Source organism: Glycomyces arizonensis DSM 44726, assembly GCF_000482705.1.
Lineage (GTDB): Bacteria > Actinomycetota > Actinomycetes > Mycobacteriales > Micromonosporaceae > Glycomyces > Glycomyces arizonensis.
The window spans coordinates 20,617-45,162 of the sequence record NZ_KI519476.1; the positions used below are offsets into that span (position 1 = coordinate 20,617).

Sequence of the window (24,546 nt, forward strand, 5' to 3'; positions counted from 1 at the left end):
GCTCGGTGGTTTTACTGCTCAGTGGTTCTGACGCGTTCGGCCAGAGCCGCGTTCATCGCCTCGAAGCCGGTGGCGGTGTCGCCGAGGAGACCGGTCATCACGGGGAGGAGGACGCCGGTGAAGCGCTCGCCGTGGGTCAGGCGCGTGGTGCCGTCCTCCTGCGGTTCGAGCACGAGGTAGTGCTCGCCGTCGAAGAGTCCGCCGGGGCCGAGGCGGCCGAGCCAGCGGATCTGGCGGGCGGGGGAGACGCGGAGGACGGCGGGGCTGAAGCGCCGCGCCTTGCCGCCGGACTGCGCGAGGGTGACGTCGAGCCGCTCCCCCTCGGCCAGTTGGCCGCCGATGGCGGTGATGAACGGGTTCCACTCGCCGTAGGAGTCGAAGTCGGTGAGGACCGCCCACACCTCGTGGGCGGGCGCGTCGAGGTGCGCGGTGGTCTCGATCCGATGCTCCCGGCGCATCGCCCACACGCAGTAGGCGGCGATCACGACGGCGATCAGCGCGATGATGATGAGTGCCACGACGGCGACCTCTGCCTCTCTGTACGACGGCGCCCCGTGGGGGGCTCGGCCTTGCGGGCTCTCCTGCTGGACGGCGCCGTCCTCGGAGCCGGCGACCGCGATCGTATACCCGTCGATCGCCGCGGTGGCCGCGGCGGAGACCGCCGACCCCCAGGCGGGAGGGAGGCGGCCCACCGCCGTCTCGCTCGCGACCGGGTATAGGAGGGCTCGCCTTCGGTGCCGTAAGCGAGGAGGACGTCCTCGCCGAGCCGGCCGAACATGTCGGTGCCGTTGAGCGACCGGCTCATGAGCGAGCCGACGGCGTCGGCCGCTCCGCGCCGCTCACCTCGTCGTCCTACTGGAAGATGACGATGAGCGCGATCACGATCAGGATGTCGACGATGATGACGCCGATGACGACCTTCCGGCTGAGCCGCTTGGCCTTCGCCCGGGCCTCGGGGCTCGGCGACTGGGGTCGCGGCGGGCTCGGCGGCAGCGACCGCTGGGGCGAGGCGGGGGCCGCCTGCGGCGTGACCGGCGAGGGCCGCCCGCCCGGCGGGCGCTGCGGTGTCGGCGGCGCCGTCCGCGCGGGTGGCTGCGGCGTCGCGGCGGGCCCGGTCCACAGCACGCTGCCCTCGGCGACGACGACCTCGGGCTGGTCGAGCACGGTCGGGGCGGTGCCCAGGGCGCGGTGGAGCATCGTCGCCACCAGCGGCATCCGGCTCGCGCCGCCGACGAGGAACACGCCCGCACTGCGCGAGGCGTCGAGCCCGGCGGCGCGCAGGACCGCCTGCGTCACGCGGATCGTCTGCTCCAGGTGCGGGGCGGCGATGCGCTCGAGCTCGGTGCGCGTCAGGTGCGCCTCCACCTCGAGCAGCGGGATCGCCAGGTCGGCCTGCTGGTGGCGCGACAGGCGCTCCTTGGCGCCGCGGATCTCCTCGGAGAAGTCGCGGAAGGCCCGGCGCTCTTCCACTGTGCTCGGATTGGTGAGGCGATGCCATCCCTCGTGGTCGCCGTACGTCTCGGCCAGGTGGTCCACAATGGCGGCGTCGATGTCGAGGCCGCCGAGATCGGATCGGCCGTCCAGCGCCACGGTCTCGAAGCCGTGTGCGGTGCGCCGCACGACGCTCGCGTCGAAGGTGCCCGCGCCCAGGTCGTACACCACGATGGACGATCCAATGCCGATACGCCGCTTGAGCGCCTCGGCGAAGTACGTCGCGGCCGCGACCGGCTCGGGCACGAGCCGCACCGGCCCGAGCCCGCTTCTGGTGGCGGCGTCCTCGACGACCCGGCGCCTGGCCGGACCCCATTCGGCCGGGACGGTGATGGTGACCTGCCGCGGCCTGCCCACCACGCGTCGGCACTCCTCGGCCACGGCCCGCAGCACCGCCGCGATGAGCTCGACGACGGGGAACTCCTTCTCGCCCAACAGGACCGTGCCGCGGTCGATGTGTCGCTTGGGGTTGGGCTCGAACCGCTCCGGGTACCTTCGTCCGCTGTGGAGGGCGTCGCGGCCGACGAGCAGGCCGCCCTCGGCGTCCGCGCACACCGCCGACGGCATCAGCGGCGCGCCGTCGAACAGCAGCGGCCGCGCGCTCCCGTCGGCGCGGCGGACCACGGCGATGGTGTGCGAGGTGCCGAAGTCGATGCCGAGCGACGGCACGGCGGGCAGGGGGTGCATGCCGCGATCGTAGCGAAGCGGTGCGAGCGCTCAATATCACCTTGAATTAGTCGGGTCGTACGTCGTAATGTCGGAGGACCTGTACCCGACGATCGGAAGCCCATGTCAGCACCCGCTTACCTCGATCCCTCCCGGCCGGTCGCCGAGCGCGTCGAGGCCATCCTGGCCCTCATGACCGACGAGCAGAAACTCGCCTGCTTCGACGGCATCCCCGAGACCGTCCTCGCCGACGGCTACACCCTCCCCGAGCACCGGAACCGCTTCGCCGAGGTCCTCCACGGCTCGGGCCACCACGCCGACGCCACCATGTTCCCCCAGCCCATCGGGCTCGGCGCCACGTGGGACACCGAGCTGCTCGAGCGCATCGGCGAGGTCGTCGGCCACGAGATGCGCGCGAGGAACCCCGAGGCCCTGGCCGCCTTCGGACCCGTCGCCGACATCCGCTCCAACCCGCTGGCCGGGCGCTACGAGGAGGGCTTCGGCGAGGACCCGCTCCACGTCGGCGCCATGGTCACCGCCTACGCGCACGGCCTGCGGGGCCGCCACCCCGAATACGTGCGGGTGCTGCCGCAGATGAAGCACTTCCTCGGCTACGACCACGAGTGGCACCGGCACCGCACCTCCGCCTCCATGGGCGTCCGAGCGCTCAACGAGTACCAGGCCGTGCCCTACCGCAAGCCCGTCGAGGCCGGTGCCGTCCTAGGCGCGATGACAGCCTATAACCTCGTCAATGGCGTGCCTTCGATCATCAGCCCCCTCCTGGAGGTGCTGCGGCGCGAATGGGCGCCGGGCGGCTTCATGTTCCTGCCCGACGGCTGGGACGCGGTCAACCTCAACACCACCAAGGGCGAGCCGTTCGACACCTGGGAGACCCCGCAAATTTACGGCTCCGCAAGCGTCGCCGAGGCGCAAACTTACGGCTCCGCAGGCGTCGCCGAGGGTGAGAGCCGCGACGTCCCGTACCCGAAGGCCCTCGCGGCCGAGGAGGGACGCGAGATCGACCGCGACGAGGTCTTCGTCTACGCCTGCGGCCTCATGGTCGCCGCCGGGCAGACGCACCTGCGGGACGGCTCCGACCTGCCGTTCAACGCCGGTGCGGCCGAGGCGATCCGGCGCGGCCTGTTCGGGCTGACGATGGCCGACGCCGACCGGGTCGTGCGCGACTGGCTGACGTTCCTGGTGAGCACCGGCCGCCTCGACGGCGACGCGTGCCCGTACAACCGGATCGAGCTCGACGCCCACCCGCAGGACGAGCCCGCATCGCGCGAGCTCGCCCTCCAGGCCGCCCGCGAGCAGCTCGTGCTGCTCAAGAACGACGGGCTCCTGCCGCTGCCCCAGCGGCCGCGCTTGGCCGTGGTCGGCCCGCTGGCCGACCTCAACCTGCGCGACTACTACAGCCCCCTGGTCGCCGACGAGCACCGCGTCACCCCGCTCCAGGCGATCACCGAGCGGCTCGGCGGCGAGAACGTCGCCCACCACACCGGCAACGACGTCGTGGCCTGGTCCGCGGGCGGGCGGCACGTCACGGTCGCCGAAGGCGGCGCGCTCGCAGCCACCGCCGATGCGATCGGCGAGGCGGAGTCGTTCGAGGTCTACGACTGGGCGCACGACCAGTACATGTTCCGCAGCGTCGCCACCGGGAAGTTCGTCAGCGCCGACATCCTCAAGCGCGACGACGGCCCCGCGTCCTTCACCAACCAGATCGGCGCGAGCGGCAAGGGCGGCGGGCCGGCGCTCGCGGCGACCGACGACCGGATGGTCGACGCCAACGCCTGGTTCACCTTCCAGAACTTCCACCGCCGCCGCGAGGGGGATCAAGTCTCGATCTTCGGGCTCAACCACGTCGAGGCCGACATCAGCGCCGCCGACGCCTTCCACGTCGGCGTCGCCGAAGACGGGTCGCTCCCGCTCGCCAAGGGACGGCCGGGGACGCCGCTGACCGAGACGACGGTCTCGGACGGCCCCGCCGCGGCCGCGGCGCTCGCCGCCGACGCGGACTGCGCGGTGGTCGTGGTCGGCAACCACCCGCTGATGAACGCCCGCGAGTGCTTCGACCGCCCGGGCCTCGACCTCGCCGCGCGCCAGGCCGACCTGGTACGCGCCGTGGCGGCCGCGAAGCCGGGGCGCACCGTCGTCGTGGTCGTCTCGTCGTACCCGCTCGCGATCGGCGACATCGCCGACGACCCGAACGTGGCCGCGATCGTGTACTCCTCGCACGCCGGTCAGGCGGCCGGGACCGCGCTGGCCGAGGCGCTGTTCGGGGACTTCTCCCCGGCCGGGCGGCTCACGTCGACCTGGCTGGCGGACATCGACTCGCTGCCGAAGCCGGGGCCGAAGACCGAGGAATTCCGCGTCAGTGAGGTCGACATGCTCGAGTACGACGTGATCTCGGCGGGCCTGACGTACCGCTACTCGAAGGCCGAACCGGTCTACGCCTTCGGGCACGGCCTGTCCTACACGACCTTCGAGTACAGCGACTTCGAAGCGCCCGACGAAGCCGCGGCCGATACGCCGTTCACGGTGGCGCTCAATGTGGCCAACACCGGCAGGCGCGCCTCCGACGAGGTCGTGCTGGTGTTCGCGAGCGCATGCGCGTCAGCCTACGGCGATCGCATCCCTGAGATGCAGCTCGCCGGATTCACGCGCGTCAAGGACATCGCGCCCGGCGAAGTGCGGCGGGTGGAGATCGAGATCGATCCGGCCGAGTTGTTCGTCTGGGATGTGGTGTCGGGCAGGCGGATCGTGGAGACCGGACGATATCTGTTCTTCGTCGGCACTGATTCCGAAGGCCCAGAGAAGGAGGTGCGCATCGAGGGCGAGACGATCGCGCCGCTCGACCTCGGTGAGCCGCAGAACGTCTGGGAGAAGGCGACGATAGCCAGAGGCGTGACGTACTGGGAGGTCTCGAAGCTGAACACCGTTGCCCGCCAAGGGGGCTACCACTCGACGGGCTCGCGCCGCGAGGGCGACCACGTGGGCTTCACCAAGGCGGTGCTGGAGGGTGCGAAGGCGATCGAGCTGCGCACCGCGACGACCGCGGCCGACTGGGCGGACCTGTCCGACCCGGTGATCGAGGTCCGCGCGGACGAGCCCGACGGCCCGCTCCTGGCCGAGGTGGCGGTCCCGATCACCGGCGACCGCCAGAAGTTCGAGGACGTCGAGGCTCCGCTGACCGGAGCCGAAGGCACGCGGGACCTGTACCTCAGGTTCCGCTCCGGGGGCATCTACGTCGAATCGATCCGCCTGCGCCGCTAGAAGACCAGGACCGGACCCGCCGTCGGATACGACGGCGGGTCCGGCCCTTTCATGCTCTGCTCCTGGCCGATACGACTTGGTATATAAATGTGTCGATTAGTAATGTCAAGTACCCGACAGTCCCGTTTCTCTTCGGCTCCAGTCTCGTTCATACATGCGAACGCAGATGGAAAGCGAGACGTGATGCCAGGAGATCGACATGAGATCGCCGTCAAAGTCGTGCAGGACAATCCGGAGGTCATGGCCGGGCTGCTCGAACTGGCCGGACACAGGCCGCCCTCGGCCACATGCACGAAGGCCGAGACCAGGTCCTGCTCGGTCGGATCGCCGGGGCCGACGGAGCGGAGGGCCGACGGTGTAGCGAAGCTGTCCTACTCCGACGGATCCGAGCTGATCGTGATCTGCGAGATGCAGAACCGGTGGAAGGACGAGAAGTACTACCGGATCCCCGGGTACATGGCCAGGGCCTTCGAGGACTATCGGACGCCGGTCGAGCTGCTGCTTCTCGCCGGAACGGATGGGCTCGCCCGCCGGTACCGCAAGGGGATCGCCCTCGGACCGGGCAACACGATCACCGTGCGGGCGCTCGGGCCGGGGGATTTCCCCGACCTGACCGAGCCCGGCGACCTGCCCTCCGCCCCCGTCGCGGTGATCTCCGTCGTGCTCAGGGGCGCCTCGCCGCCGGGCAAGGAGGAGCTCGTCGCGGCCAACCTGGACCACATATTCGGTACGATGGAACCGAGGCGAGGGTCCGATTACGCAATGTACTCCTTCGAATTCTTGGACAAGGAAACCGCAAGCTTGCTGGAGGCACTGATGAAGACGCAGTCACGCCCTTACCACTCCGAATGGAGCGACAGCCTCCGCGAGGAAGGTCTTGAGAAGGGTCTCGAGAAGGGCCTTGAGGAGGGCCTTGAGGAGATGCGGCACACTCTGTTCGACCTGCTAGCGCAGAAGTCTCAGGGCGCCGACGCCGAGCAGCGTCAAGCCATCGAGGCCTGCCGCGATCTCCACCAGCTTCGGCTGTGGATCACCGAAGTCGCACTCAACGGCCGTTTCGAGGCGACCGACCGGTGATGGATGTCTTTACAGGCGAGTGCCCTGTCTGCGGAACCCTCTGCGAATGGGACTGGCGAACTCAAGAGAAATTGGAGGATTTCCTCCTGTGGTTCTGCAAGAGAATGCTCTTGCGGCGGCTGGAGGCGACGCCGGAGGGCGTTGATGACGACTTGCGGCACCGTATCCGGACGTGTCATACCCTTGAGCAGCTCAAGGTGTTGACTCCTGATCTGGAGGTCGCGTTCAAAGACGATTGACCGCCGGGTGGTATCGGTCTTGCTAGTCGTGTCGTTCCGTGGCCACGATGCGGCCGTCCGCGGTGTGGAAGACCCAGAATGAGCCCTTCTCCAGGGAGGCGTCGCTCGGGGCGGCCGCTCCCATCCGGTGGCAGAAGTATTCGACCAGTTCGCTGATCGTCCCGCCGTGGCCGCAGATGACGGCAGGTCGGCCCTCGGCGACGAGCCGGTCGATCCGCGTCCCCGCGTGCCCCGGCTTGCCCGTGCCCGGCGTGAACTCCGGCAGGCCCGCGAGCGGGACGCCCTCGGCCGCGCAGTATGGCAGCAGCGTCTCCAGGCACCGGGCGCTGGTGGCGCTGTACGCCTCCCCGATCGGGTAGCTCGACAGCAGCACCTCCAGCCGGGTCGCGCGCTCGCGCCCGCGCTGGTTGAGCGGCCGCAGCTCGTCCTGGTCGAACCAGTCCGCCTTGGACAGCGCGATGGCGTGGCGCACGAAGATGAACGGCACGGTCTCCCGAGCCTCGTGCGCGGCGAAGTCGGCCAGCACCGGCCGGTCCCGCTCGTGCGTGAGCCGCTCGGCGGCCTCGCTCAGCGGCACCCACTCCATGCCGTCGACCTCGCGCGGGTCCACTGCCTGGTCGACCGCGTCGGCCGCGGCCGTGGCGCACCAGTAGTCGACGCGCTTGAGGCGGCCCTCCTTGTCGTAGAACGACGGCGTCAAGGGGCGCCCGAGGACGGGCCGGATGCCGGTCTCCTCGAACACCTCCCGCTGCGCCGCCGCCAGCAGGTGCTCGCCGCGCTTGAGCTTGCCCTTGGGGAACGACCAGTCGCCGTACTTCGGCCGGTGGACGAGCGCGACCTCGCTCTCGTGCTCGCCGCGGCGCCACAGCACGGCGCCCGCGGCGAAGATCTCGGGTTGATTCAACTGGACTCCTAAAAGCAGTGCTCCCGAAGCGGTGCTCCTGTAAGCAGGGCCCCGTCAACGGTGCTCCCGCATGAGTTCCTCATGGAGGTCGATCCCGCCCCGGCGGCGGGACCACAGACCCAGCGGGCCGAGCCGCCACGTCCTCGTGTCGTCGTGCATGCCGCGTTCGAGCATCGAGATGAGCTGCGCCCGATGGGGATCGCCGGTCACCCGCAGCAGCACTTCGACGCGGCGGTCCAGATTGCGGTGCATCAGGTCCGCCGAGCCCAACCATACTTCCGGATTCCCGGCGTTCTCGAACACGTACACCCGCGAGTGTTCGAGGAAGCGGCCGAGGACGCTGCGCACCCGTATGCGGTCCGACAGGCCCGGCACGCCGGGCCGCAGGGTGCAGATGCCCCGGACGAGCAGGTCGATCCGCACCCCGGCCTGGCTGGCCCGGTACAGCGCGTCGATCACCTCCATGTCGGTCAGCGAGTTGCACTTGAAGCGGATGCGAGCCGGGAGCCCCGCGCGGTGGTGCTCGACCTCGCGGCCGATCCGCTCGATCAGCCCCGGCCGCAGGGACTGCGGCGCCACCAGCAGCCGCTGGTGGTCCTCGGAGCGCGAGTACCCGGTGAGGTGGTTGAAGACGGCGTTGACGTCCTCGCCCACCGCCTGGTCCGTCGTCAGCAGCCCGACGTCCTCGTAGAGCCTGGCGGTCTTCGGGTGGTAGTTCCCGGTGCCGATGTGGCTGTAGCGCAAGAGGCTCCCGTCGTTCTCCTGGCGCACCACGAGCGCGAGCTTGCAGTGCGTCTTGAGGCCCACGATCCCGTACATGACATGGCACCCGGCCTGCTCGAGCTTCTGCGCCCAGTCGATGTTGGCCTGCTCGTCGAAGCGGGCCTTGATCTCCACGACGACCACGACCTGCTTTCCGGCGTCGGCGGCGCTGATGAGGGCGTCGACGATCGGGGACTTGCCGCTGGTGCGGTACAGCGTCTGCTTGATGGCCAGCACCTGCGGGTCGGCGGCGGCCTCCTCGATGAGCCGCTCCACCGAGGCGGTGAACGAGTCGTAGGGGTGATGGACCAGGAGGTCCCGCTCGCGCATGACGGCGAACAGGTCGGCGTCGGGCGGCAGGACGGCCTCGGAGGGCCGGAACGGCGGGTACTTCAACTCGGGCCGGTCGAGGTCGGCGATGGCGTCGAGCCCTGCCAGGTCGAGCGGTCCGGGCAGCCGGTAGACGACCTCCTCGTCGACGCCGAGCTCGGCGGTGAGGCGGTCGAGGACGACCGGGTCGATGGTGTCCTCCACTTCGAGGCGCACCACGGGCCCGAAGCGGCGGCGCAGCAGTTCGCGCTCGAGGGTCTGGAGGAGGTTCTCGGTGATGTCCTCGTCGATCTCCAGGTCCTGGTTGCGAGTGACGCGGAACGTGTGGTGGGAGACGACGTCCATGCCGCCGAACAGCTGGTCGAGATGCGAGGCGATGACGTCTTCGAGCGGCACGAAGCGGCCGGGCGCGACGGCCATGAAGCGCGGCAGCAGCGGCGGGACCTTGACGCGGGCGAAGCGCATGGTGCCGGTGCGCGGGTCGCGCACCTGCACGGCGAGGTTGAGCGACCGCCCGGAGATGTACGGGAAGGGGTGCGCGGGGTCGACGACGAGCGGCGTGAGCACCGGGTAGATGCGGGTGCGGAAGAGCTCGTGCATGAGGCGGCGCTCGGATTCGGCCAGCTCGTCCCAGCGCGGGATCTCGATGTCCTCTTTGGCTAGAAGCGGGGCGATGTCCTCGCGGAAGCACTCGGCGTGTTCGAGGCTGAGCTGGTGGGCGAGCCCGGCGATGCGCTTGAGGACGCTCTGCGGCCGGCGCCCCGAGGAGGTGCGCACGGGCAGGCCGGTGGCGATGCGGCGCATGAGACCGGCGACGCGGACCATGAAGAACTCGTCGAGGTTGGACGAGAAGATGGACAGGAAGCGGACCCGTTCGAGCAGCGGCAGTTCGGGGGACTGCGCGAGGCGCAGGACGCGGCCGTTGAAGCGCAGCCAGCTCTCCTCGCGGTCGAGGAACCGATCGGGCGGCAGATCGGCGAGAGGCGCGGGCTCGCTATTCGTCATACATCACAATATTAACGGTGAACGTGAACCCGTGGTGAACTCGTTTTGAACTCCCCCAGGCGTTCACGAGATCACCTCACGACTCCACTATGTACGATCAAGCCTCCCCGGGCACGTCCGGCCCCGCCGCGGCGGGCGCGATCCCCGCTCGTGCGGAGACCGCACCCGCCTCGCCGAAGGTGACGTCCAGGTGTCGCGGGCGGCTATTCGCCGGTGCTGCCGTCGATGCGCTCGCGCAGGAGGTCGGCGTGCCCGTTGTGGCGCGCGTACTCCTCGATCATGTGGAGGTAGACCCACCGCAGGCTGGTGGTGCCGTGCCGCGGGTGCTCGAAGGTGTCGTCGAGGCCGTGCCGCCCCGCGGCCTCCTTCGCGTCCTTGACGGCGGCCCGGAAGCGCTCGAACGCCTCGGCCGGATCGGCCTGCGGGGCCTCGTTGAAATCGGCGTCGGGGTCGTCGTCGTGCCCGTAACAGGGCAGGTCCGCCTCGCGCTGGCCGTCCACCCGCTTGCAGAACCAGCTGTACTCGACGTCGACGAGGTGGCGCACGAGGCCGAGCAGCGAGAGCGAGGAGGGCTCGACGGCGGCGCGCTTGAGCTGCTCCTCGTCGAGGCCGGCGCACTTCTTCAGGAGGGTGTCGCGGTGGTAGTCGAGGAATCCTTCGAGGAGCACCCGATCGGACCCCTCTTTGAGAGGCCGCTCGCGGGTGGTCTCAGGCGCAGTCCATGTCATGTCGTGAGGCTATCGGCCCACCTGCGCGAACACGAGCGGATTACGCCCGGCGGCAGGGGGTAACCCCACCTCCGGCGAAGGAGGAGCGATGTCCGACGAGCGCAGGCCCTACTCGAACGACGACAAAGACGCGTTCGAGTGGATCGATGACATGGAGCAGAGCGAGCAGCCCGTGGAGGACGAGATCCTCGAGGCCGACGACTACAAGGGCGCGGACCGGTACGGCACGACGCCCGCGGAGGAGCGGCGCGGCGTCCCGCTGGACGTGGAGCTCTCCGAGGAGCGGCCGGACGTCCCGAGCGAGTCGGTCTCGGACGAGTGGGAGGAGGGCCCCGACCCGCGCGCCGGGGTGCTCCACGACGAGGACGAGCTGTACGCCGAGGAGGCGGAGGGCGGGGAGGACGCCGACCTGGGCGAGATCCACGTGACCGAGGACGACCGCGAACGGGCGGAGGCCATGCGCGAGCCCTGGGAGGAGGGCCCGCCGTCCGACCCGGAGGACACCGAGGCGCTCGACGAGGACCGGGACTCCGAGCCCCGCAGGGACGACTGGCGCTGACCGGGCTCACCGCAGTGGCACGGGCGCGCCGAACCGTTCAGGCCGCTCGCCCGCACGTCTTGAGGAAGCCACGGGAGAGCCGCCCGACGACGTTTGCCTGGACGCCACCGACACGTGAGAGCCGTTCCGAGACAAGGAAAAACCCCGATGCGATGCACCGGGGTCATAGCTGCGGTCCCGACGGGATTTGAACCCGCGACCTCCGCCTTGACAGGGCGGCGAGCACTCCTGGCTGCTCCACGGGACCTTGAGTGCGGATCGAAATCCCTCAAGGTCGCAAGACCTCTTAATTTATACCAGGCGCTTCCGTGTGACCGGTGTCGCGTCTGGTCGTACCCCCAACGGGATTCGAACCCGTGTTACCGCCTTGAAAGGGCGGCGTCCTAGGCCTCTAGACGATGGGGGCGCTCGATGATGCTGACACGTGACGCATTGCGCCACATCCCGATTTCACCGGCTTACCACCGCGGAACTCCGCTTGGGCTCGACAAGCATACGTGACCCCGGGCGGCCCGTCCACGCCGGGGCACCGGTGAGACAGCCGTCTCAGGCGGCCCGCGGCCCCGGGCTTGCTAGCGTTGGCGCATGGAGTTCGCCTACCTGGGACCGCGCGGCACCTTCACCGAGGCCGCGCTCCGCCGACTGCCCGCCGCGAAGGGCGCGCAGACCACCCCGATGGCCTCGATCGCCGACGCCCTCGACGCGGTGCGGCGCGGGGAGGTCGACGCCGGCTTCGTCCCGCTCGAGAACTCCCAGGAGGGCACCGTCACCGTCACGATCGACGAGCTCGTCGGCGGCGACCCGCTCGTCATCGCGGGCGAGGTGGTCCTGCCGGTCACGTTCGTGCTCGCCGCCGAGAAGCCCGTGGACGCGATCGCCACCGTCGCCTCGCACCCGCACGGCCTCGCCCAGGTGCGCCGCTACCTGCGCCGGGAGCTGCCGCACGCGCGGGTCGTCAACGCCCTGTCCACCGCCGAGGCCGCCGAGCGCGTCCGCGCGGGCGAGGCCGACGCGTGCGTCTGCGCCCCCTTCACCGCCGAGGCCGCCGGGCTTCCCGTGCAGGCCTATGACATCGGCGACAGCACCGACGCCCAGACCCGCTTCGTCCACGTCGTCAGGCCGTGCCCCCCGCCCGAACCGAGCGGCGACGACATCACCTCGCTCGCCGTCTACATCGACCACGACCGGGTCGGCGCGCTCCTGGCCGTCCTGACCGAGTTCGCCATCCGCGGCATCAACCTGACGCGCATCGAGTCCCGCCCCACCGGCGAGGGCCTGGGGCGCTACGCGTTCTTCCTGGACTGCACGGGGCATCTGGCCGACGCCCGCATGGGCGAGGCGCTCATGGGCCTGCGCCGCATCTGCGCCGACGTCCGCTATCTCGGCTCCTACCGGCGCGACCACACCGACGCGCCCGTGTCCCCGCCGCCGGGGCTGACGGACGCCGACTTCGCCGACGCCGCGGTCTGGCTCCAGCGCCTGCGCGAGTGCGGCAGCCAGGGCTGACCTGCGCGAGACGCATTGCCGACCTAGGGTGGAGGCATGGTCTCTCTGGTCGATGAACTGCTGCTGCTCGCCTACGACGACGCCTCCGGCCGCAACCAGGCCGCCTACCTCGAACTCGGCCTCGGCGGCGCGATCATGCTGGAGTTGACGCTGGCCGAGCGCATCGACGTCGTTGACGGCAGGGTCCGCGTCGTCGACGACGCCCCGACCGGTGAGGCGCTCCTGGACGAGGTCCTGCGGCGCATCGGCGAGGACAAGCCGCGCAAGCCCGCGGCCGTCGTCCAGCGTGCCGGGAAGGGCCTGACGCAGCCGGTGCTCGACGAGCTCGTCTCGCGCGGCGTGCTGCGGTACAAGCGCGACAAGCTCCTGGGGGTCTTCCCGTTCCACCGGTACCTGCCGGACGATCCGACCGCCGAGGCCGACGCCCGCGTCCGCCTTGCGGGCGCCGTCGACGCCGGGGCCGCCTCTGACGCGCGCACTGCGGCGCTCGCGTCGCTGGTCTACGCCCTGAAGATGGACGCGATCGTCTTCCCCGAGCGGAGCCAGCGGGAGGTGCGCAAGGCGCTCAAGGCGATCGCTGAGGGCTCGTGGGCGGGCGACGCCACCCGCAAGGCGGTCGAGGCGGCGCAGGCGGCGGTGATGGCGGCGGTCGTGGCCGCGACCACGGCGGCGGCCGCCAGTGCGGCCACGAGCTCGGCGACGGGCTGAACCGGACCTCGCCGCGGGCGGCGGTCGGCGTGATTAGCTAGAGGCATGCCTGAAACATCTGCTTCGAATCCCGTGCCGGAGCCACCCGAACCGCCGAAGCCGCCCAAGGCCCCGAATCCGCCCAAGCCTCCGAAGCCTTTGAAGGGCGGTGCGGCCGGGGCGGAGCCGGACGAGTCGCTGCCTGGATACGAGACGATCCATCTCAGGGACGCCGAGTCGATGAAGGCGTTGGCGCACCCTGCGCGGATGGCCGTGTTCGACTTCCTCGGCACGCGTCGAATCCAGGGCTTCGATGGAGCGACCGCCACCGAGATCGCCGAGGTGGTGGGCATGACTCCGAGCGCGATGAGCTACCACCTGCGGACTCTGGCGAAGGCGGGTTTCATCGAGGAGGCTCCGAGCCGTGGGGACGCGCGTGAGCGCGTCTGGCGGCTCGGGTTCAGCAGCTTCTCGATCCGGGCGAGGGAGGGCGCCAGCGAGAGCGAGAAGGTCGTCGAACGCACCATGGTGGAGACGTTCACCGAGCAGCACCTGCGCCACTTCCGGCGGTGGCTCGAGGTTCGCGATCAGGTCGAGCCGGAGCTGCGGGAGGCTTCTACGGTCGACACTGGGCGACTGCGCTTGACGCTCGCGGAGGCCGATGAGTACCAGCGGCGATACCGCGAACTGGAGGCGGAGTACGCCCGGATTTCGCTCTACCGGGCGGAGAAGGGCGTGGATGCGGACGACGGCACGGTGGTCTTCCACGTGCGGCTCGAGCTCTTCCCCGAGGTGTAGGCGCGAAGATCCTCGAAAAAATCTGAAAAAGGTCTTTCGCATCGCGATGTGAAAGTGTATTTTCGAAGTATGTCTTTCACATCCTTCGTCGACGGTACCCGCTGGTCCGATGTCCACGCGGCCGCGGCCTGCGCCTTCCTCGCCGGTACGGCCATGTTCACCGCCGACTTCGCGCTCGTCCTCCACCTCCAGTCCACCGGACTCGGCGGCGCGGCCGTCGCCACCCTCATCATCTGCGGGACCCTGCCGATGGTCCTGCTCGCCCCGATCACCGGCCGCATGGCCGACCGCTTCGACAGCCGCACGCTCATGGCCGCCAGCGGTCTGCTCCAGGCCGCCGCCATCACCGGCATGACCCTCACCGACGACCTGCCGGTCCTGCTCGGGCTCGTCATCCTCAACGCCTGCGGCACCGCGCTGCTCAACCCCACCGTCAGCGCGCTCATCCCGGTCATCGCCACCGCCGACGACCTCCCGCGGGCCGTCGCCACGGTCCAGACCGGCACTCTCATCGGCATGGCCGCCGGCCCCGGCATGGCCGGGTTCGTCGTCGGCGTCCACGGCACCGACGGCGCGCTCGTCGTCGCCCTCTGCTGCGCCCTCCTGCGCGCGGCGCTCTGCGCCGACATCAGGACCCGCCGCGGCGGCATCCGCCGCGACCTCGCCGCGCACCGGGACGCCGCCGACCGCCCCGCCTGGAACCTGCGCGGCGACCGGCTCCTGACCACCATGGTCATCGGCGTCGCCGCCGTGATCGCGTGCCTGTGCTCGGTCAACGTCCTGGAGGTCTTCCTCGTCCGCGAGGTCTACGGCGCCTCTTCGAGCACGTACGGGCTCATCCACGCCTGCTGGACGATCGGCATGGCGGGCGGCGCGTGGATCGCCGCCGCCGTCATTCGCCGCCTCATGCGGGACGCCCACCTCGCCTGGATGCTCATGATCTGCCTGGCGACGACCGGCGCAGTCTGCGTCGTTCTCGGCATGCCGCTGCCGACCGTGGCACTGCTCGTGCCGATCATGCTGTGCGGCGGCGTCCTCAACGCCTGCGAGAACTCGGCGATGCAGATCGCCGTCGCCCGCCGCGTCCCCGAGTCGTTCCGGGGCCGCGCGGGAGCCAAGATCAACGGCACCGTCAACGGCGCCACGCTCATCGGTTTCGTCCTCGGCGGCGCGCTCTCGAGCGCGCTTCCCACGCAGACCGCGTTCGTCGTCATCGGCGTCGCGACCATCGCCATCGTCGCCTGCTGCGTCCCGATGGTCCGGCGCGGCACCCGCGACGAGCCCGAGACGGTCGAGCCGGAGCCCGAGCCGCGGCCCGCGCCGCTGGTCGCAGCGTGACGCGGCCGGCGCGAGGGCGCACCGAGGCCCTCGGACAGCCCCTACGCGGGGTAGGCGCGGATCTCGGCCGCCTTCACCGCCGCCCACACGCGCATGCCCGAGACGAGGCCCAGCTGCGCGGCCGCGCCCGGCGTGACGTCGGCGGCGGCGCGCAGCGGGCCGTCGAGCTGGACGCGCAGATTGTCGCCGTGGCGGTGGACGCCCGCCACGGTCGCCTCCCAGACGTTCCTCGGGCTGCCCTCGGGCCGGTCGGCGTGCAGCGCCACGGCACTGGGCGCGAACGCGGCGAAGGCGTCGCCGTCGATCGCGTCGTCCGCGGTCAGGACCGTCCCGTCGTCGAGCCGGACACTGTGCCCCTCGGCCCGGCCGCGGTACAGGTTCAGGCCCACGAGCCTGGCGACGTAGTCGGTGCGGGGCCTGGCGGTCACGGTCTCGGCGTCGCCCTCCTGGACGACGGCGCCGTCCTCGACGACGATCAGGCGGTCGGCCAGGACGAGCGCGTCGACCGGATCGTGCGTGACGAGCACGGCCGCGCCGTCGTGCCGCTCGAGGTGGCGGTGCAGCTCGGCGCGGGTGTCGAGCCGCGTCCGCGCGTCGAGGGCCGCGAGCGGCTCGTCGAGCAGCAGCAGCGTCGGCTCGACGGCGAGGGCCCGGGCCAGTGCCACGCGCTGGGCCTGGCCGCCGGACAGCTCCCGCGGCTTGCGGAACGCGAAGTCCGCCAGGCCGACCCGGGCCAGCCAGTCGGCGGCGACCTGGCGGGCCCGGGCACGGCCGACGCCGCGCCTGCGCGGACCGAACGCGACGTTGTCCAGGGCCGTCAGGTGGGGAAACAGCAGGTAGTCCTGGAACACCACGCCGATGCCGCGCCGCTCGGGGGCGACCCAGACGCGCTCCCGCCGTTCGGCGGGCCGGTCGAGGTCGCGCCCCGCAAGGGTCGCATGCCCCTCCGACAGTCCGTGGAGTCCGGCGAGCGAGCGGAGCGCGGTGGTCTTGCCCGCGCCGTTCGGTCCCAGCAGCGCCACGGTCTCCCCGGCGTCGACGCGCAGCGGCAGGTCGAGCCTGAAGTCGCCGCGCTCGGCCACGAGGCGCGCGTCGAGGATCGGGTCCGCGGGCTTCATGACGGGCTTCACGGCGTCGCCGTCCAGCGGTCGCGCAGGCACGCCAGGACGGTGACCGAGACGGCGAGCAGGATGAGGCTGAGCACGATCGCGGCCTCCAGGTCGGTCTCCAGCGCGAGGTAGACGGCCAGCGGCATCGTCTGGGTGCGGCCGGGGAAGTTCCCGGCGAAGGTGATGGTGGCGCCGAACTCGCCGAGCGCGCGGGCCCAGCACAGCACGGCCCCGGCGGCGATGCCCGGAGCCACGAGCGGAATCGTCACATGTATGAAGACTGACCACCTCCCGGCGCCGAGCGTAGCGGCGGCCTCCTCATAGCGGACGTCGGCGCCGCGCAGCGCCCCCTCCACGGAGACGACCAGGAACGGCATCGCCACGAACGCCATCGCGGCCACCACTCCGGCGGTGGTGAACGGCAGGCTGACGCCGAACGCCTCGTGGAGCGGGGCGCCGACCAGGCCGTTCCTGCCGAACACCAGCAGCAGCGCCACGCCGCCGACGACGGGCGGCAGCACGAGCGGCACGGTGACCAGCGCCCGCACGAGGCCCTTGCCCCGGAAGTCGACGCGGGCGAGCAGCCAGGCCAGCGGGATGCCGAGCAGCAGGCACAGCCCGGTGGCGGCGGTCGCGGTGACCACCGAGAGGCGCAGCGCGTCGAGGACCTCCGGCTCGGCGAGTCGCTGCGGCATGGTGCCCCAGGGCGCGCGGATCACCAGCCCGGCGAGCGGCAGCGTCAGGAACGCCAGGCCCAGCAGCGCCGGAACGAGCAGCACCACGGGGATGCGCCGGCGTCTCCGATCGGTGCGGCTCCTGGATCGTTGACCGCGTTCGGGGCCGCCGCGATCGAGGCGTCTCCGGTCGGCGCGGGCGCTGGTGGACATGATCTGGCACGCGATCCGGTCAGGGGGCTTGGAACCCGGCGGCGGTGAGCACGGCGAGCGCCGCGTCGGAACGGAGGTAGGCGGCGAATGCCTCGGCCGTGGCCCGGTTCGGCGCGTCGTTCACCACCGCGAGCACGTAGTCGTTGACGGCCTCGGCGGATTCGGGGAACTCGACGCCCTCCACGCCGCCGTCGCTCGCGATGGCGGCGGCGACGTCGGTGCGGTAGACCAGCGCGGCGTCGACCTCGCCGAGGGTGAGCTTGGCGAGCGTGGCCTTGACGTCGGTCTCGTAGGTGACCGGCGTGAGCGCCACTCCGGCCGCGTCGAGGGCGGTCTGGGCGGCGGCACCGCAGGGGACCTCCTCGGCGCACAGCGCGACCTTGAGCGCGGGGTCGGCCAGGTCGGCGAGGCCGGTGACGCCGTCGGGGTTGCCTTCGGGGACGGCGATGACGAGTTGGTTGCGCGCGAACGTCTCCGGGTCCTCCGCGTTGCCCGCCTCCACGACTTTGTCCATGTTGGCCGGGTTGGCGGAGGCGAACACGTCGGCGGGCGCGCCCTGGTTGATCTGGGCGGCGAGGGAGGAGCTGCCCGCGAAGCTGAACTCGACCTCGACGCCGGGGTCGGCCTCTTCGAAGTCCTCGCCGATCTCGGTGAACGTCTCGGTGAGCGAGGCGGCGGCGAAGACGGTCACGGTGCCGCCGACCTCGCCGTCCTCCGTTCCATCGGCGGAGGAGCCGCATGCGGACAGGGCGAGCAGGGCGGCGGCCGCGGTGCCCGCGGCGATGGTCCTCATCGGGGGTGCTTCTCCTTGCTCGGGGCGGTGGGGCGCTCGACGACGACGTTGGTGGACTTGACGACGGCGACCGCGACCGAGCCCACTTGGAGATCGAGCTCGTCGACGGCCTCGCGGCTCATGAGCGAGACGACGCGGAACGGGCCCACCTGAATGTCGACCTGGGCCATGACCGTGTCCTTGACGACGGCGGTCACGATGCCGCGCAGTCGGTTCCGCGCGGAGGAGGATTCGGACCGCGCTTCGCGCGCGGCGGCGCGGTCGGCGGCGAAACCGGCGAGGTCGACGCCGTCGACGACGCGGTGGCCGTGGTCGTCGCGGGAGGCGGCGAGCTTCCCGCCGTCGATCCAGCGGCGAACGGTGTCGGCACTGACGCCGAGGAGCTCGGCGGCCTCGCCGATGCGGAACATCGTCACGGGAGTGAAGTCTACCCCTCGCGTTTACGAGGAAACATTACGAAATCATTGGCATTCGCGGTCGAACAAATCGAAACAAGCCGCAGATGCGTGCAAGGCACTGACTTGATCCGGCGAGATCCCTCGCGAAGCCGCCGCGCCCGACCCGCTCCGCGCGAGCGCCGGGGATACCGGAGCGGGTCAGCCCCAGCCGAGTTCGTGGAGCCGATGCTCCTCGATGCCGAAGTGGTGGGCGATCTCGTGGACCACGGTGATCGCGACCTCCTCGATCACCTCTTCCACACTGGAGCACATCCGCAGCGTCGGCCCCCGGTAGATGGTGATCGTGTCCGGCAGGACCCCGCCGTACTCCCAGCCCCGGTCGGTCAGCGCCGTCCCGTGGTAGAGGCCCAGCAGGTTCTTGTCGGGCCCGTCCGGCTCCTCATCGACGAGGATCACCACGTTGTCGAGCATCTCCAGCAGTTCCTGCGGCACCTCGTCGAGCGCGTCCGCCACCGCCGCCTCGAAATCCTTCGCGTCCATTTCAACCGCCACACGCCCACGATATGGCTTTGACGGGGCCCGTGCCCAGGCCGGTAACCTGGTGAGGTGATCGATCTGCGTGCATTGCGAGAAAACCCGGATATCTACCGCGACAGCCAGCGCAAACGCGGCGCCTCCCCCGACGCCGTCGACGCGCTCCTGTCCGCCGACTCCGAGCACCGCAGCGCCCTCCAGTCCTTCGAGACGCTCCGCGCCGAGCAGAAGAGCCTGGGCAAGCAGATCGCCAAGGCCGCGCCCGAGGACAAGCAGGGGCTCCTGGACCGCACCAAGACCCTCGCCGAGGAGGTCAAGTCCGCCGAGCTGCGCGTGACCGCGACCGCCGCCGCCTTCGAGGCGGCCGGCAAGGCCCTGCCGAACCTGGTGGCCGAGGAGGCGCCCGCAGGCGGAGAGGACGACTACATCGTCCTGCGCGAGGTCGGCGAGAAGACCCTCCCCGAGAACGTCCGCGACCACCTCGAGCTGGGCACGGCCCTGGGCCTGCTCGACACCGAGCGCGGCGCGAAGACCTCGGGGGCGCGCTTCTACTACCTGACCGGCGACGGCGCCATGCTCCAACTGGGGATGCTCAACCTGGCCATCCAGCAGGCCGTGGAGACCGGCTTCATGCCCATGATCCCGCCGGTGCTGGTGCGCCCGGAAGCCATGGAGGGCACCGGTTTCCTCGGCGAGCACGCCGAGGAGATCTACTACCTCGAACGCGACGACATGTACCTGGTCGGGACCTCGGAGGTGCCGCTGGCGTCCTACCACTCGGGCGAGAACCTCGGCGAGCTGTCGACGCCGCGGCGGTACGCGGCCTGGTCGTCGTGCTTCCGCCGTGAAGCGGGCTCGTACGGCAAGGACACGCGCGGGATCATCCGCGTCCACCAGTTCGACAAGGTGGAGATGTTCGCGTTCTGCCGCCCGGAGGACGCCGTGGTCGAGCACGAGCGACTGCTGGCCTACGAGGAGCAGATGCTGCAGAAGATGGAGCTGCCCTACCGGGTCATCGACGTCGCCGCGGGCGACTTGGGGACCTCGGCGGCCCGCAAGTTCGACTGCGAGGCGTGGGTGCCCAGCCAGGGCCGCTACCGCGAGTTGACCTCGACGTCGAACTGCACGACCTTCCAGGCGCGGCGCCTGAACATCAAGTACCGCGACGAGCAGGGCCGCAACGCCGTGGCCGCGACCTTGAACGGGACGCTCGCCACGACCCGCTGGCTGGTGGCGATCCTGGAGAACCACCAGCGCCCGGACGGCTCGGTGGCGGTGCCGAAAGCGCTCCAGCCTTACGTGGGCAAGGACGTCATCGAGCCGAAGTAGGCGAGAAGCGGACAAGAGGAAGACAAGACGAGCGGGGCGGTCCTCGCGGGTACGCCCGCGAGGACCGCCCCGTTGGATGTCCGCTCCGGTTCGCCCGTCAGGCTTCGGGCCCCCGCCTCGCGCTGTTCCGGCCCGAGCCGCCCCGTTTCGCGTGTCCCGCTTCGCGCCGTCTCGACCCGTACCGCCTTGTTTCGCGCGCTGGACACGCCCACATTCGCTATATTTTATAGGCTATAACGCCATGGTGTGAAGGTTATATCCTATAACTTGCTCTCAATGGGCCTCGTCATTCGCCCAGTTCCTCCTCGCACCACGCCTTGAGGACCAGAGCGTGGTTGACCTGCGGGTCCTTCGCCGCATAGAGCAGCGTCACCGAGCCGGAGCGGGCCGCCTCGACGATCTGCTCGGCGTGTTCGGGGTGGGAGTCCAGCTCGGAGCGGTAGCGGTCGGTGAACTCCTTGAACCGGTCGGCCCTGTGCCCGAACCAGACGCGCAGGTTCGGCGAAGGCGCCGAGTCGGGCACCCACGAGACGTCCTTCATGTCTTCCTTGCTGATGCCGCGCGGCCACAGCCGGTCGACCAGGAACATCGCGCCGCTCGGCGCGGGCTCGCTCCGGTAGTCGTAAACGCGCTGAATCGTGATGTCGGCCATAGAAGAACCGTAGGCCGCTCCTCGCCCCGATGGGTAGTTTTGGCCTGATCTGCGTCGACGTGAGTTCAGCCGCTCGGGCCCCTGCCGTTCACCTTGGTGGGGTTACGGTTGTGGAGTGTCAAATAACGCCCCGTCACCGCTCAGAGAGATCCCGCCCAAACTCGTAGCAGTGGATCTCGATGGCACCGTGGTCGACTACCACCACCACGAGCCCACCCGCCCGACCAAGGCCGTGGTCGACGCGATCCGCGCCGTCCGCGACGCCGGCGTGCCCGTCGTCATCGTCACCGGCCGGGCCGCCTGGGGTGCCGTGCGCACCGCCGACGACCTCGGCCTGGACATGGGCTTCGCCTCCTACTCCCACGGCGCCGGCGAATACGACCTGGCCCTGGGCGAGATCTCCCACCGCGAAGCCATCGACGCGCGCACCGCCATCGAGCGGTTCGTCGCCGCCGACGAGACGGTCGAGTTCGCGGTCGAATGGGACCTGGAGGGCTGGTACCACACCAAGGGCTTCAAACGGGACTTCCACGCCAAGTGGGCCGGCGAGATCACCCTCGAAGAACTCTTCGCGCGTCCCACCGGGCGCTTCGTCGCGCGCATCGCCTCCGACAACCCCTACGGCTCGGGCACGCGCTGCCCCCACGCGGCGCGCCTGGCCGCGGGCGCGGCGCTCGACGTGGCCGACTACCACGTCGAGGTCGGCTTCAACGGCTGGATCGACGTCGGCCCGCCCGGAGTGACCAAGGCGTCCGGACTCGCCCGCATCGCCGACTATTACGGCGTATCATCGGCCGACACCGTCGTATTCGGAGACGCTCACAACGACCTCACGATGTTCGAGTGGGCCGGACACGCGGTGGCGATGGGCCAGGCCGTTCCCGAGGTGCGCGCCGCCGCAGACGAAGTGGCCCCCTCCGTCTGGGACGACGGCGTCGCGCGAGTATTGCGGCGGTGGTTCTGACCCCGGTCGCGACAAGCGAACAGTGGTGGCGGATCGAAGCTCGACAACCAAGGAGGATGCATGATCAACCTGTCGAAGGCTCCCCGGCTCGTCGCCACGGATCTGGACGGCACGCTCGTCCGCTCGGACGAGACGGTCTCCCCCCGGAGCATGGCCGCGCTCAAGCGCCTGGCCGCCTCCGGTGTCATCGTCGTCGGCGCCACCGGTCGCGGGCCGCGCCTGCTCGACTTGTGCCGCAACGACATTCCCTCCGCCGACTTCCTCGTCATGGCGCAGGGCGCGTTCGTCTACGAATGCCGTTACGACGATTCGATAGTCGAGCTCGCGAACCGCTCGGTCGAGGGCGAGCTCATCCACGAGGCCCTGCGGCTCATCGAGAACGAGGCCGGTCCGCTGCGCGCGATCGCCGAGCCGGCCGCCGCCGATCGCCCGCTCTCCGGCGACGCGATGCCGAACTGGCCCTGGCCCGCCGTCACGCTCAAGGTCGCCCCGCGCGAAGAGGCCTTCGCCGGTCCGATGGTCAAGGGCTACTTCGTGTCCGACACGATCAGCGGCCCCGATCTGCTCGCGGTCGCCAAGGGAGTCGTCGACGCCGACAAGGTCACCGTCACCGAGTCCGGCGTGGGCATTCTCGAGGTGTGCCCGGTCGACGTCAGCAAGGCCGCGGGCATCCAGGTGGTCCTCGACAAGTTCGACATCGACTGGGACGACGTGCTCGCCTTCGGCGACGCCACGAACGACCTGTCGATGCTGCGCAAGGCCGGGCACGCCGTCGCGATGCCGCACGCCCACCCCTGGGTCAAGGAGGCCGCCGACGAGCTCGCCCCGGCGGGCAACGACGACGACGGGGTGGCCCAGTACATCGAGGAACTCCTCGATCTCCTTTGAGTGCCTTGCGCGGTTCGATTCGACGGGACGCGGGTCCGTCATCGGGCGGTGCGTTCCGGCCTCACATCGAGTCCGGTGGTGATCAGGCTCAGGAGCCGCTCGGCCACGTCGGCGTCGGGCGTCTGCTCGGCGACCCAGGCGATCCCGTTGAGGAGCTTGAAGAGGTCGGAGATGTCGAGATCGGGCCGGATCGCGCCCGAGTCCTGAGCCCGCGCGAGCAGCCCCGCCGCTGAGGCGCGCATCGCCGTGCAGGACTCACCGAGGGGCGACTGCCCGTCGAGGACGCCCGATTGGATCGACTCCACCGCGCCGCGGCTGGCCGATGCGTACGCGGTGAACTGCCGTATCCACGTCATGAGCGCCTCGTACGGAGGCGTGGACTCGGACTGGTGCAGCTGCTCGGCGCTGACGCGGAGGCTCTCGACGATGTCGTGGAACGTGGCCTCGATGAGCGCCTGCCTGTTGGGGAAATGCCGGTACAGCGTGCCGATGCCCACTCCGGCGCGTCGAGCGATGTCCTCCAACGATGCCTCGACGCCGCGCTCCGCGAAGACCGCCCGGGCCTCGGCGAGCAGGCGTTGCAGATTGCGGCGTGCGTCGGCCCGCAACCGCGCTCTGGGCGTCTACTCCGCGATCTCCGGTGCCGGGCTCGCCGCCGGGCTGATGCTCGGCGGCCTGCTGACCGAGGTCTCCTGGCACTGGGTCATGTTCATCAACGTGCCCATCGGACTGGCCGTCCTCCTGCTCGGACCGCGTCTGCTGCCTGAGCCGCGACGCCACCCCGCCCGTCTCGACCTCATCGGCGCGATCACCTCCACCATCGGCATCGCGGCGCTGGTCTACGGGCTCATCCGCGGCGCGTCCGACGGCTGGGTCTCGGCGCCCACGATCGCTCTTCTGGCGATCGGCGCGGGTGCGTTCACCGCATTCCTGGTCGTCGAATCGCGCACGAGCCGGCCGCTGGTGCCGATGTGGCTGTTCACTCAGCGCAACAGGGCCGGCTCCTACCTCAACATGCTGCTCATCCCGGCGGCCATGTTCGCGGTGTTCTTCTTCCTGACCCAGTTCACGCAGAGCGTCCTCGGGTTCAGCCCGCTGCGGGCCGGGCTCGCGTTCCTCCCCTTGGCGGTGGCCCAGTACCTGGCCGCCCGCACCGCTCCCGCCCTGCTCCCGCGGTTCGGGCCGAAACCCGTCACCGTCACCGGCGCGGGCCTGATCGCGGCCGGGAGCGCGTGGCTCACGCAGGTCTCCTCGTCCACCGGATACGCCACCGGGCTGCTCGGTCCCCTGCTGCTGTTCGGACTGGGCGTCGGCCTGTGCTTCATGCCGCTGAACATGATGATCGTGTCCGGTCTTCCGCCGGAGGACACCGGCATCGCCTCGGGCGTGCTCCAGGCGATGCAGCAGGTCGGCGGCTCGGTCGGCCTGGCCGTCCTCGTCACTGTCTTCGCCGCCTTCAGCGATCCGCAGGCCGGGCGATCGGCTTCCGCATCCGGGACTCCGGCCGCCGGTGACGAGATCCTCGTGCACGGTATCGCCGCCGCCTTCACGGCCGGGACCGTCCTCGCCGCCGTCGCCGTCGTGGTCGCGCTGTTCGCTCTGCGCCATGGCCGCGAGGCGTAGGCC

At 70.5% G+C, this 24,546-nt stretch carries 24 protein-coding genes and 2 tRNA genes; 12 read left to right on the forward strand and 14 right to left on the reverse strand.

Translation table 11 applies throughout. The features are described from left to right. Positions 1–11: 11 nt before the first annotated feature. Both H613_RS0123045 and H613_RS28660 read right to left on the reverse strand, forming a co-directional pair. Positions 12–692: an SRPBCC domain-containing protein gene (locus tag H613_RS0123045; protein WP_211234942.1), complete on the reverse strand. Its 681-nt coding sequence runs from the start codon at positions 690–692 to the stop codon at positions 12–14. Positions 693–852: 160 nt separating this feature from the next. Further along, the gene (locus tag H613_RS28660) at positions 853–2,178 is read right to left on the reverse strand and encodes an Hsp70 family protein (RefSeq protein ID WP_051393746.1); all 1,326 of its coding nucleotides are present in this window, start codon (positions 2,176–2,178) and stop codon (positions 853–855) included. A gap of 102 nt (positions 2,179–2,280) precedes the next feature. Here H613_RS28660 and H613_RS0123055 point away from each other — a divergent pair, with 102 nt between their 5' ends. The 3 genes from H613_RS0123055 (at position 2,281) to H613_RS0123065 (ending at position 6,749) form a co-directional block, all read left to right on the forward strand. Beyond that, entirely contained in the window at positions 2,281–5,433 is a 3,153-nt protein-coding gene (locus tag H613_RS0123055; protein WP_026925618.1) for a glycoside hydrolase family 3 C-terminal domain-containing protein, read from the forward strand. A 240-nt stretch (positions 5,434–5,673) separates the two neighbouring features. After that, positions 5,674–6,510 (forward strand): hypothetical protein, encoded by an 837-nt coding sequence (locus tag H613_RS0123060; protein WP_156926224.1) that lies wholly within the window; start codon positions 5,674–5,676, stop codon positions 6,508–6,510. After that, positions 6,507–6,749 carry a hypothetical protein gene (locus tag H613_RS0123065; protein ID WP_026925620.1) on the forward strand — a complete coding sequence of 81 codons (243 nt, stop codon included), beginning with the start codon at positions 6,507–6,509 and terminating at the stop codon, positions 6,747–6,749. The genes H613_RS0123060 and H613_RS0123065 overlap by 4 nt, the downstream gene beginning before the upstream one ends. A gap of 22 nt (positions 6,750–6,771) precedes the next feature. On the opposite strand, the gene H613_RS31890 is transcribed toward H613_RS0123065, so the two are convergent. The 3 genes from H613_RS31890 to H613_RS0123080 all read right to left on the reverse strand — a co-directional run bounded on the left by H613_RS31890 (position 6,772) and on the right by H613_RS0123080 (position 10,478). Beyond that, positions 6,772–7,653 (reverse strand): NUDIX hydrolase, encoded by an 882-nt coding sequence (locus tag H613_RS31890; protein ID WP_035739211.1) that lies wholly within the window; start codon positions 7,651–7,653, stop codon positions 6,772–6,774. A gap of 54 nt (positions 7,654–7,707) precedes the next feature. Further along, complete coding sequence (locus H613_RS0123075) at positions 7,708–9,750, reverse strand: RNA degradosome polyphosphate kinase (RefSeq protein WP_026925622.1); 2,043 nt, start codon at positions 9,748–9,750, stop codon at positions 7,708–7,710. A 203-nt stretch (positions 9,751–9,953) separates the two neighbouring features. After that, the gene (locus tag H613_RS0123080; protein ID WP_026925623.1) at positions 9,954–10,478 is read right to left on the reverse strand and encodes a DinB family protein; all 525 of its coding nucleotides are present in this window, start codon (positions 10,476–10,478) and stop codon (positions 9,954–9,956) included. Positions 10,479–10,566: 88 nt separating this feature from the next. Between H613_RS0123080 and H613_RS29660 the strand changes: the two genes are divergently transcribed. After that, a complete protein-coding gene (locus H613_RS29660; RefSeq protein ID WP_051393747.1) occupies positions 10,567–11,037 on the forward strand; it encodes a hypothetical protein in 471 nt (156 codons plus the stop codon). A gap of 172 nt (positions 11,038–11,209) precedes the next feature. Here H613_RS29660 and H613_RS0123090 read toward each other — a convergent pair. After that, positions 11,210–11,284, reverse strand: a tRNA-Asp gene (locus tag H613_RS0123090). Positions 11,285–11,370: 86 nt separating this feature from the next. Further along, positions 11,371–11,443: transfer RNA gene (locus H613_RS0123095), tRNA-Glu, on the reverse strand. A gap of 179 nt (positions 11,444–11,622) precedes the next feature. Here H613_RS0123095 and pheA point away from each other — a divergent pair. The 4 genes from pheA to H613_RS28675 all read left to right on the forward strand — a co-directional run bounded on the left by pheA (position 11,623) and on the right by H613_RS28675 (position 15,366). After that, positions 11,623–12,543: a prephenate dehydratase gene (pheA, locus tag H613_RS0123100; RefSeq protein WP_026925624.1), complete on the forward strand. Its 921-nt coding sequence runs from the start codon at positions 11,623–11,625 to the stop codon at positions 12,541–12,543. A 36-nt stretch (positions 12,544–12,579) separates the two neighbouring features. Next, the gene (locus H613_RS0123105; protein ID WP_026925625.1) at positions 12,580–13,251 is read left to right on the forward strand and encodes a GOLPH3/VPS74 family protein; all 672 of its coding nucleotides are present in this window, start codon (positions 12,580–12,582) and stop codon (positions 13,249–13,251) included. Positions 13,252–13,470: 219 nt separating this feature from the next. Further along, positions 13,471–14,028: a helix-turn-helix domain-containing protein gene (locus H613_RS29665; protein ID WP_156926236.1), complete on the forward strand. Its 558-nt coding sequence runs from the start codon at positions 13,471–13,473 to the stop codon at positions 14,026–14,028. Between the two features lie 69 nt (positions 14,029–14,097). Continuing rightward, on the forward strand, positions 14,098–15,366 hold the full coding sequence (locus H613_RS28675; protein WP_051393749.1) for an MFS transporter: 1,269 nt from the start codon (positions 14,098–14,100) through the stop codon (positions 15,364–15,366). Between the two features lie 41 nt (positions 15,367–15,407). On the opposite strand, the gene H613_RS0123120 is transcribed toward H613_RS28675, so the two are convergent. The 5 genes from H613_RS0123120 to H613_RS0123140 form a co-directional block, all read right to left on the reverse strand. Then, entirely contained in the window at positions 15,408–16,484 is a 1,077-nt protein-coding gene (locus H613_RS0123120; RefSeq protein ID WP_035739251.1) for an ATP-binding cassette domain-containing protein, read from the reverse strand. Positions 16,485–16,492: 8 nt separating this feature from the next. Then, positions 16,493–17,362, reverse strand: a complete 870-nt coding sequence (locus H613_RS0123125) for an ABC transporter permease (RefSeq protein ID WP_026925627.1) — start codon at positions 17,360–17,362, stop codon at positions 16,493–16,495. Positions 17,363–17,381: 19 nt separating this feature from the next. Further along, the gene (modA, locus tag H613_RS0123130; protein WP_026925628.1) at positions 17,382–18,155 is read right to left on the reverse strand and encodes a molybdate ABC transporter substrate-binding protein; all 774 of its coding nucleotides are present in this window, start codon (positions 18,153–18,155) and stop codon (positions 17,382–17,384) included. Beyond that, positions 18,152–18,571, reverse strand: coding sequence for a TOBE domain-containing protein (locus H613_RS0123135; protein ID WP_026925629.1), 420 nt, complete (start codon positions 18,569–18,571; stop codon positions 18,152–18,154). The genes modA and H613_RS0123135 overlap by 4 nt, the downstream gene beginning before the upstream one ends. Before the next feature lie 180 nt (positions 18,572–18,751). After that, the gene (locus H613_RS0123140) at positions 18,752–19,093 is read right to left on the reverse strand and encodes a metallopeptidase family protein (RefSeq protein ID WP_035739217.1); all 342 of its coding nucleotides are present in this window, start codon (positions 19,091–19,093) and stop codon (positions 18,752–18,754) included. 66 nt (positions 19,094–19,159) lie between these two features. On the opposite strand from H613_RS0123140, the gene serS reads away from it, so the two are divergent. Continuing rightward, positions 19,160–20,416 carry a serine--tRNA ligase gene (serS, locus tag H613_RS0123145; RefSeq protein WP_026925631.1) on the forward strand — a complete coding sequence of 419 codons (1,257 nt, stop codon included), beginning with the start codon at positions 19,160–19,162 and terminating at the stop codon, positions 20,414–20,416. Between the two features lie 286 nt (positions 20,417–20,702). Here the strand turns inward: serS and H613_RS0123150 are convergent, their stop codons facing one another. Beyond that, the gene (locus tag H613_RS0123150) at positions 20,703–21,068 is read right to left on the reverse strand and encodes a DUF488 domain-containing protein (protein WP_026925632.1); all 366 of its coding nucleotides are present in this window, start codon (positions 21,066–21,068) and stop codon (positions 20,703–20,705) included. A 169-nt stretch (positions 21,069–21,237) separates the two neighbouring features. On the opposite strand from H613_RS0123150, the gene H613_RS0123155 reads away from it, so the two are divergent. Together H613_RS0123155 and H613_RS0123160 are read left to right on the forward strand one after the other, a co-directional pair. Further along, a complete protein-coding gene (locus H613_RS0123155; protein ID WP_169732045.1) occupies positions 21,238–22,032 on the forward strand; it encodes an HAD family hydrolase in 795 nt (264 codons plus the stop codon). A gap of 60 nt (positions 22,033–22,092) precedes the next feature. After that, positions 22,093–22,920 carry an HAD-IIB family hydrolase gene (locus H613_RS0123160; protein WP_026925634.1) on the forward strand — a complete coding sequence of 276 codons (828 nt, stop codon included), beginning with the start codon at positions 22,093–22,095 and terminating at the stop codon, positions 22,918–22,920. Between the two features lie 38 nt (positions 22,921–22,958). On the opposite strand, the gene H613_RS0123165 is transcribed toward H613_RS0123160, so the two are convergent. Continuing rightward, complete coding sequence (locus H613_RS0123165) at positions 22,959–23,528, reverse strand: TetR/AcrR family transcriptional regulator (RefSeq protein ID WP_026925635.1); 570 nt, start codon at positions 23,526–23,528, stop codon at positions 22,959–22,961. Here H613_RS0123165 and H613_RS28680 point away from each other — a divergent pair. Beyond that, a complete protein-coding gene (locus H613_RS28680) occupies positions 23,506–24,543 on the forward strand; it encodes an MFS transporter (protein WP_169732046.1) in 1,038 nt (345 codons plus the stop codon). The two genes, H613_RS0123165 and H613_RS28680, sit on opposite strands and share 23 nt — an antisense overlap. Positions 24,544–24,546: the final 3 nt, after the last annotated feature.

Bases quoted from the DNA above. Each gene is read 5' to 3' on its own strand.
- H613_RS29665 (WP_156926236.1), top strand. From the start codon at position 13,471: ATGAAGGCGTTGGCGCACCCTGCGCGGATGGCCGTGTTCGACTTCCTC.
- pheA (WP_026925624.1), top strand. From the start codon at position 11,623: ATGGAGTTCGCCTACCTGGGACCGCGCGGCACCTTCACCGAGGCCGCG.
- H613_RS0123140 (WP_035739217.1), bottom strand. From the start codon at position 19,093: ATGGACGCGAAGGATTTCGAGGCGGCGGTGGCGGACGCGCTCGACGAG.
- H613_RS0123125 (WP_026925627.1), bottom strand. From the start codon at position 17,362: ATGTCCACCAGCGCCCGCGCCGACCGGAGACGCCTCGATCGCGGCGGC.
- H613_RS0123075 (WP_026925622.1), bottom strand. From the start codon at position 9,750: ATGACGAATAGCGAGCCCGCGCCTCTCGCCGATCTGCCGCCCGATCGG.
- H613_RS0123120 (WP_035739251.1), bottom strand. From the start codon at position 16,484: ATGAAGCCCGCGGACCCGATCCTCGACGCGCGCCTCGTGGCCGAGCGC.
- H613_RS0123080 (WP_026925623.1), bottom strand. From the start codon at position 10,478: ATGACATGGACTGCGCCTGAGACCACCCGCGAGCGGCCTCTCAAAGAG.
- H613_RS0123055 (WP_026925618.1), top strand. From the start codon at position 2,281: ATGTCAGCACCCGCTTACCTCGATCCCTCCCGGCCGGTCGCCGAGCGC.
- H613_RS0123060 (WP_156926224.1), top strand. From the start codon at position 5,674: ATGGCCGGGCTGCTCGAACTGGCCGGACACAGGCCGCCCTCGGCCACA.
- H613_RS29660 (WP_051393747.1), top strand. From the start codon at position 10,567: ATGTCCGACGAGCGCAGGCCCTACTCGAACGACGACAAAGACGCGTTC.
- H613_RS0123105 (WP_026925625.1), top strand. From the start codon at position 12,580: ATGGTCTCTCTGGTCGATGAACTGCTGCTGCTCGCCTACGACGACGCC.
- H613_RS28660 (WP_051393746.1), bottom strand. From the start codon at position 2,178: ATGCACCCCCTGCCCGCCGTGCCGTCGCTCGGCATCGACTTCGGCACC.
- H613_RS0123150 (WP_026925632.1), bottom strand. From the start codon at position 21,068: ATGGCCGACATCACGATTCAGCGCGTTTACGACTACCGGAGCGAGCCC.
- H613_RS28675 (WP_051393749.1), top strand. From the start codon at position 14,098: ATGTCTTTCACATCCTTCGTCGACGGTACCCGCTGGTCCGATGTCCAC.
- H613_RS0123160 (WP_026925634.1), top strand. From the start codon at position 22,093: ATGATCAACCTGTCGAAGGCTCCCCGGCTCGTCGCCACGGATCTGGAC.
- modA (WP_026925628.1), bottom strand. From the start codon at position 18,155: ATGAGGACCATCGCCGCGGGCACCGCGGCCGCCGCCCTGCTCGCCCTG.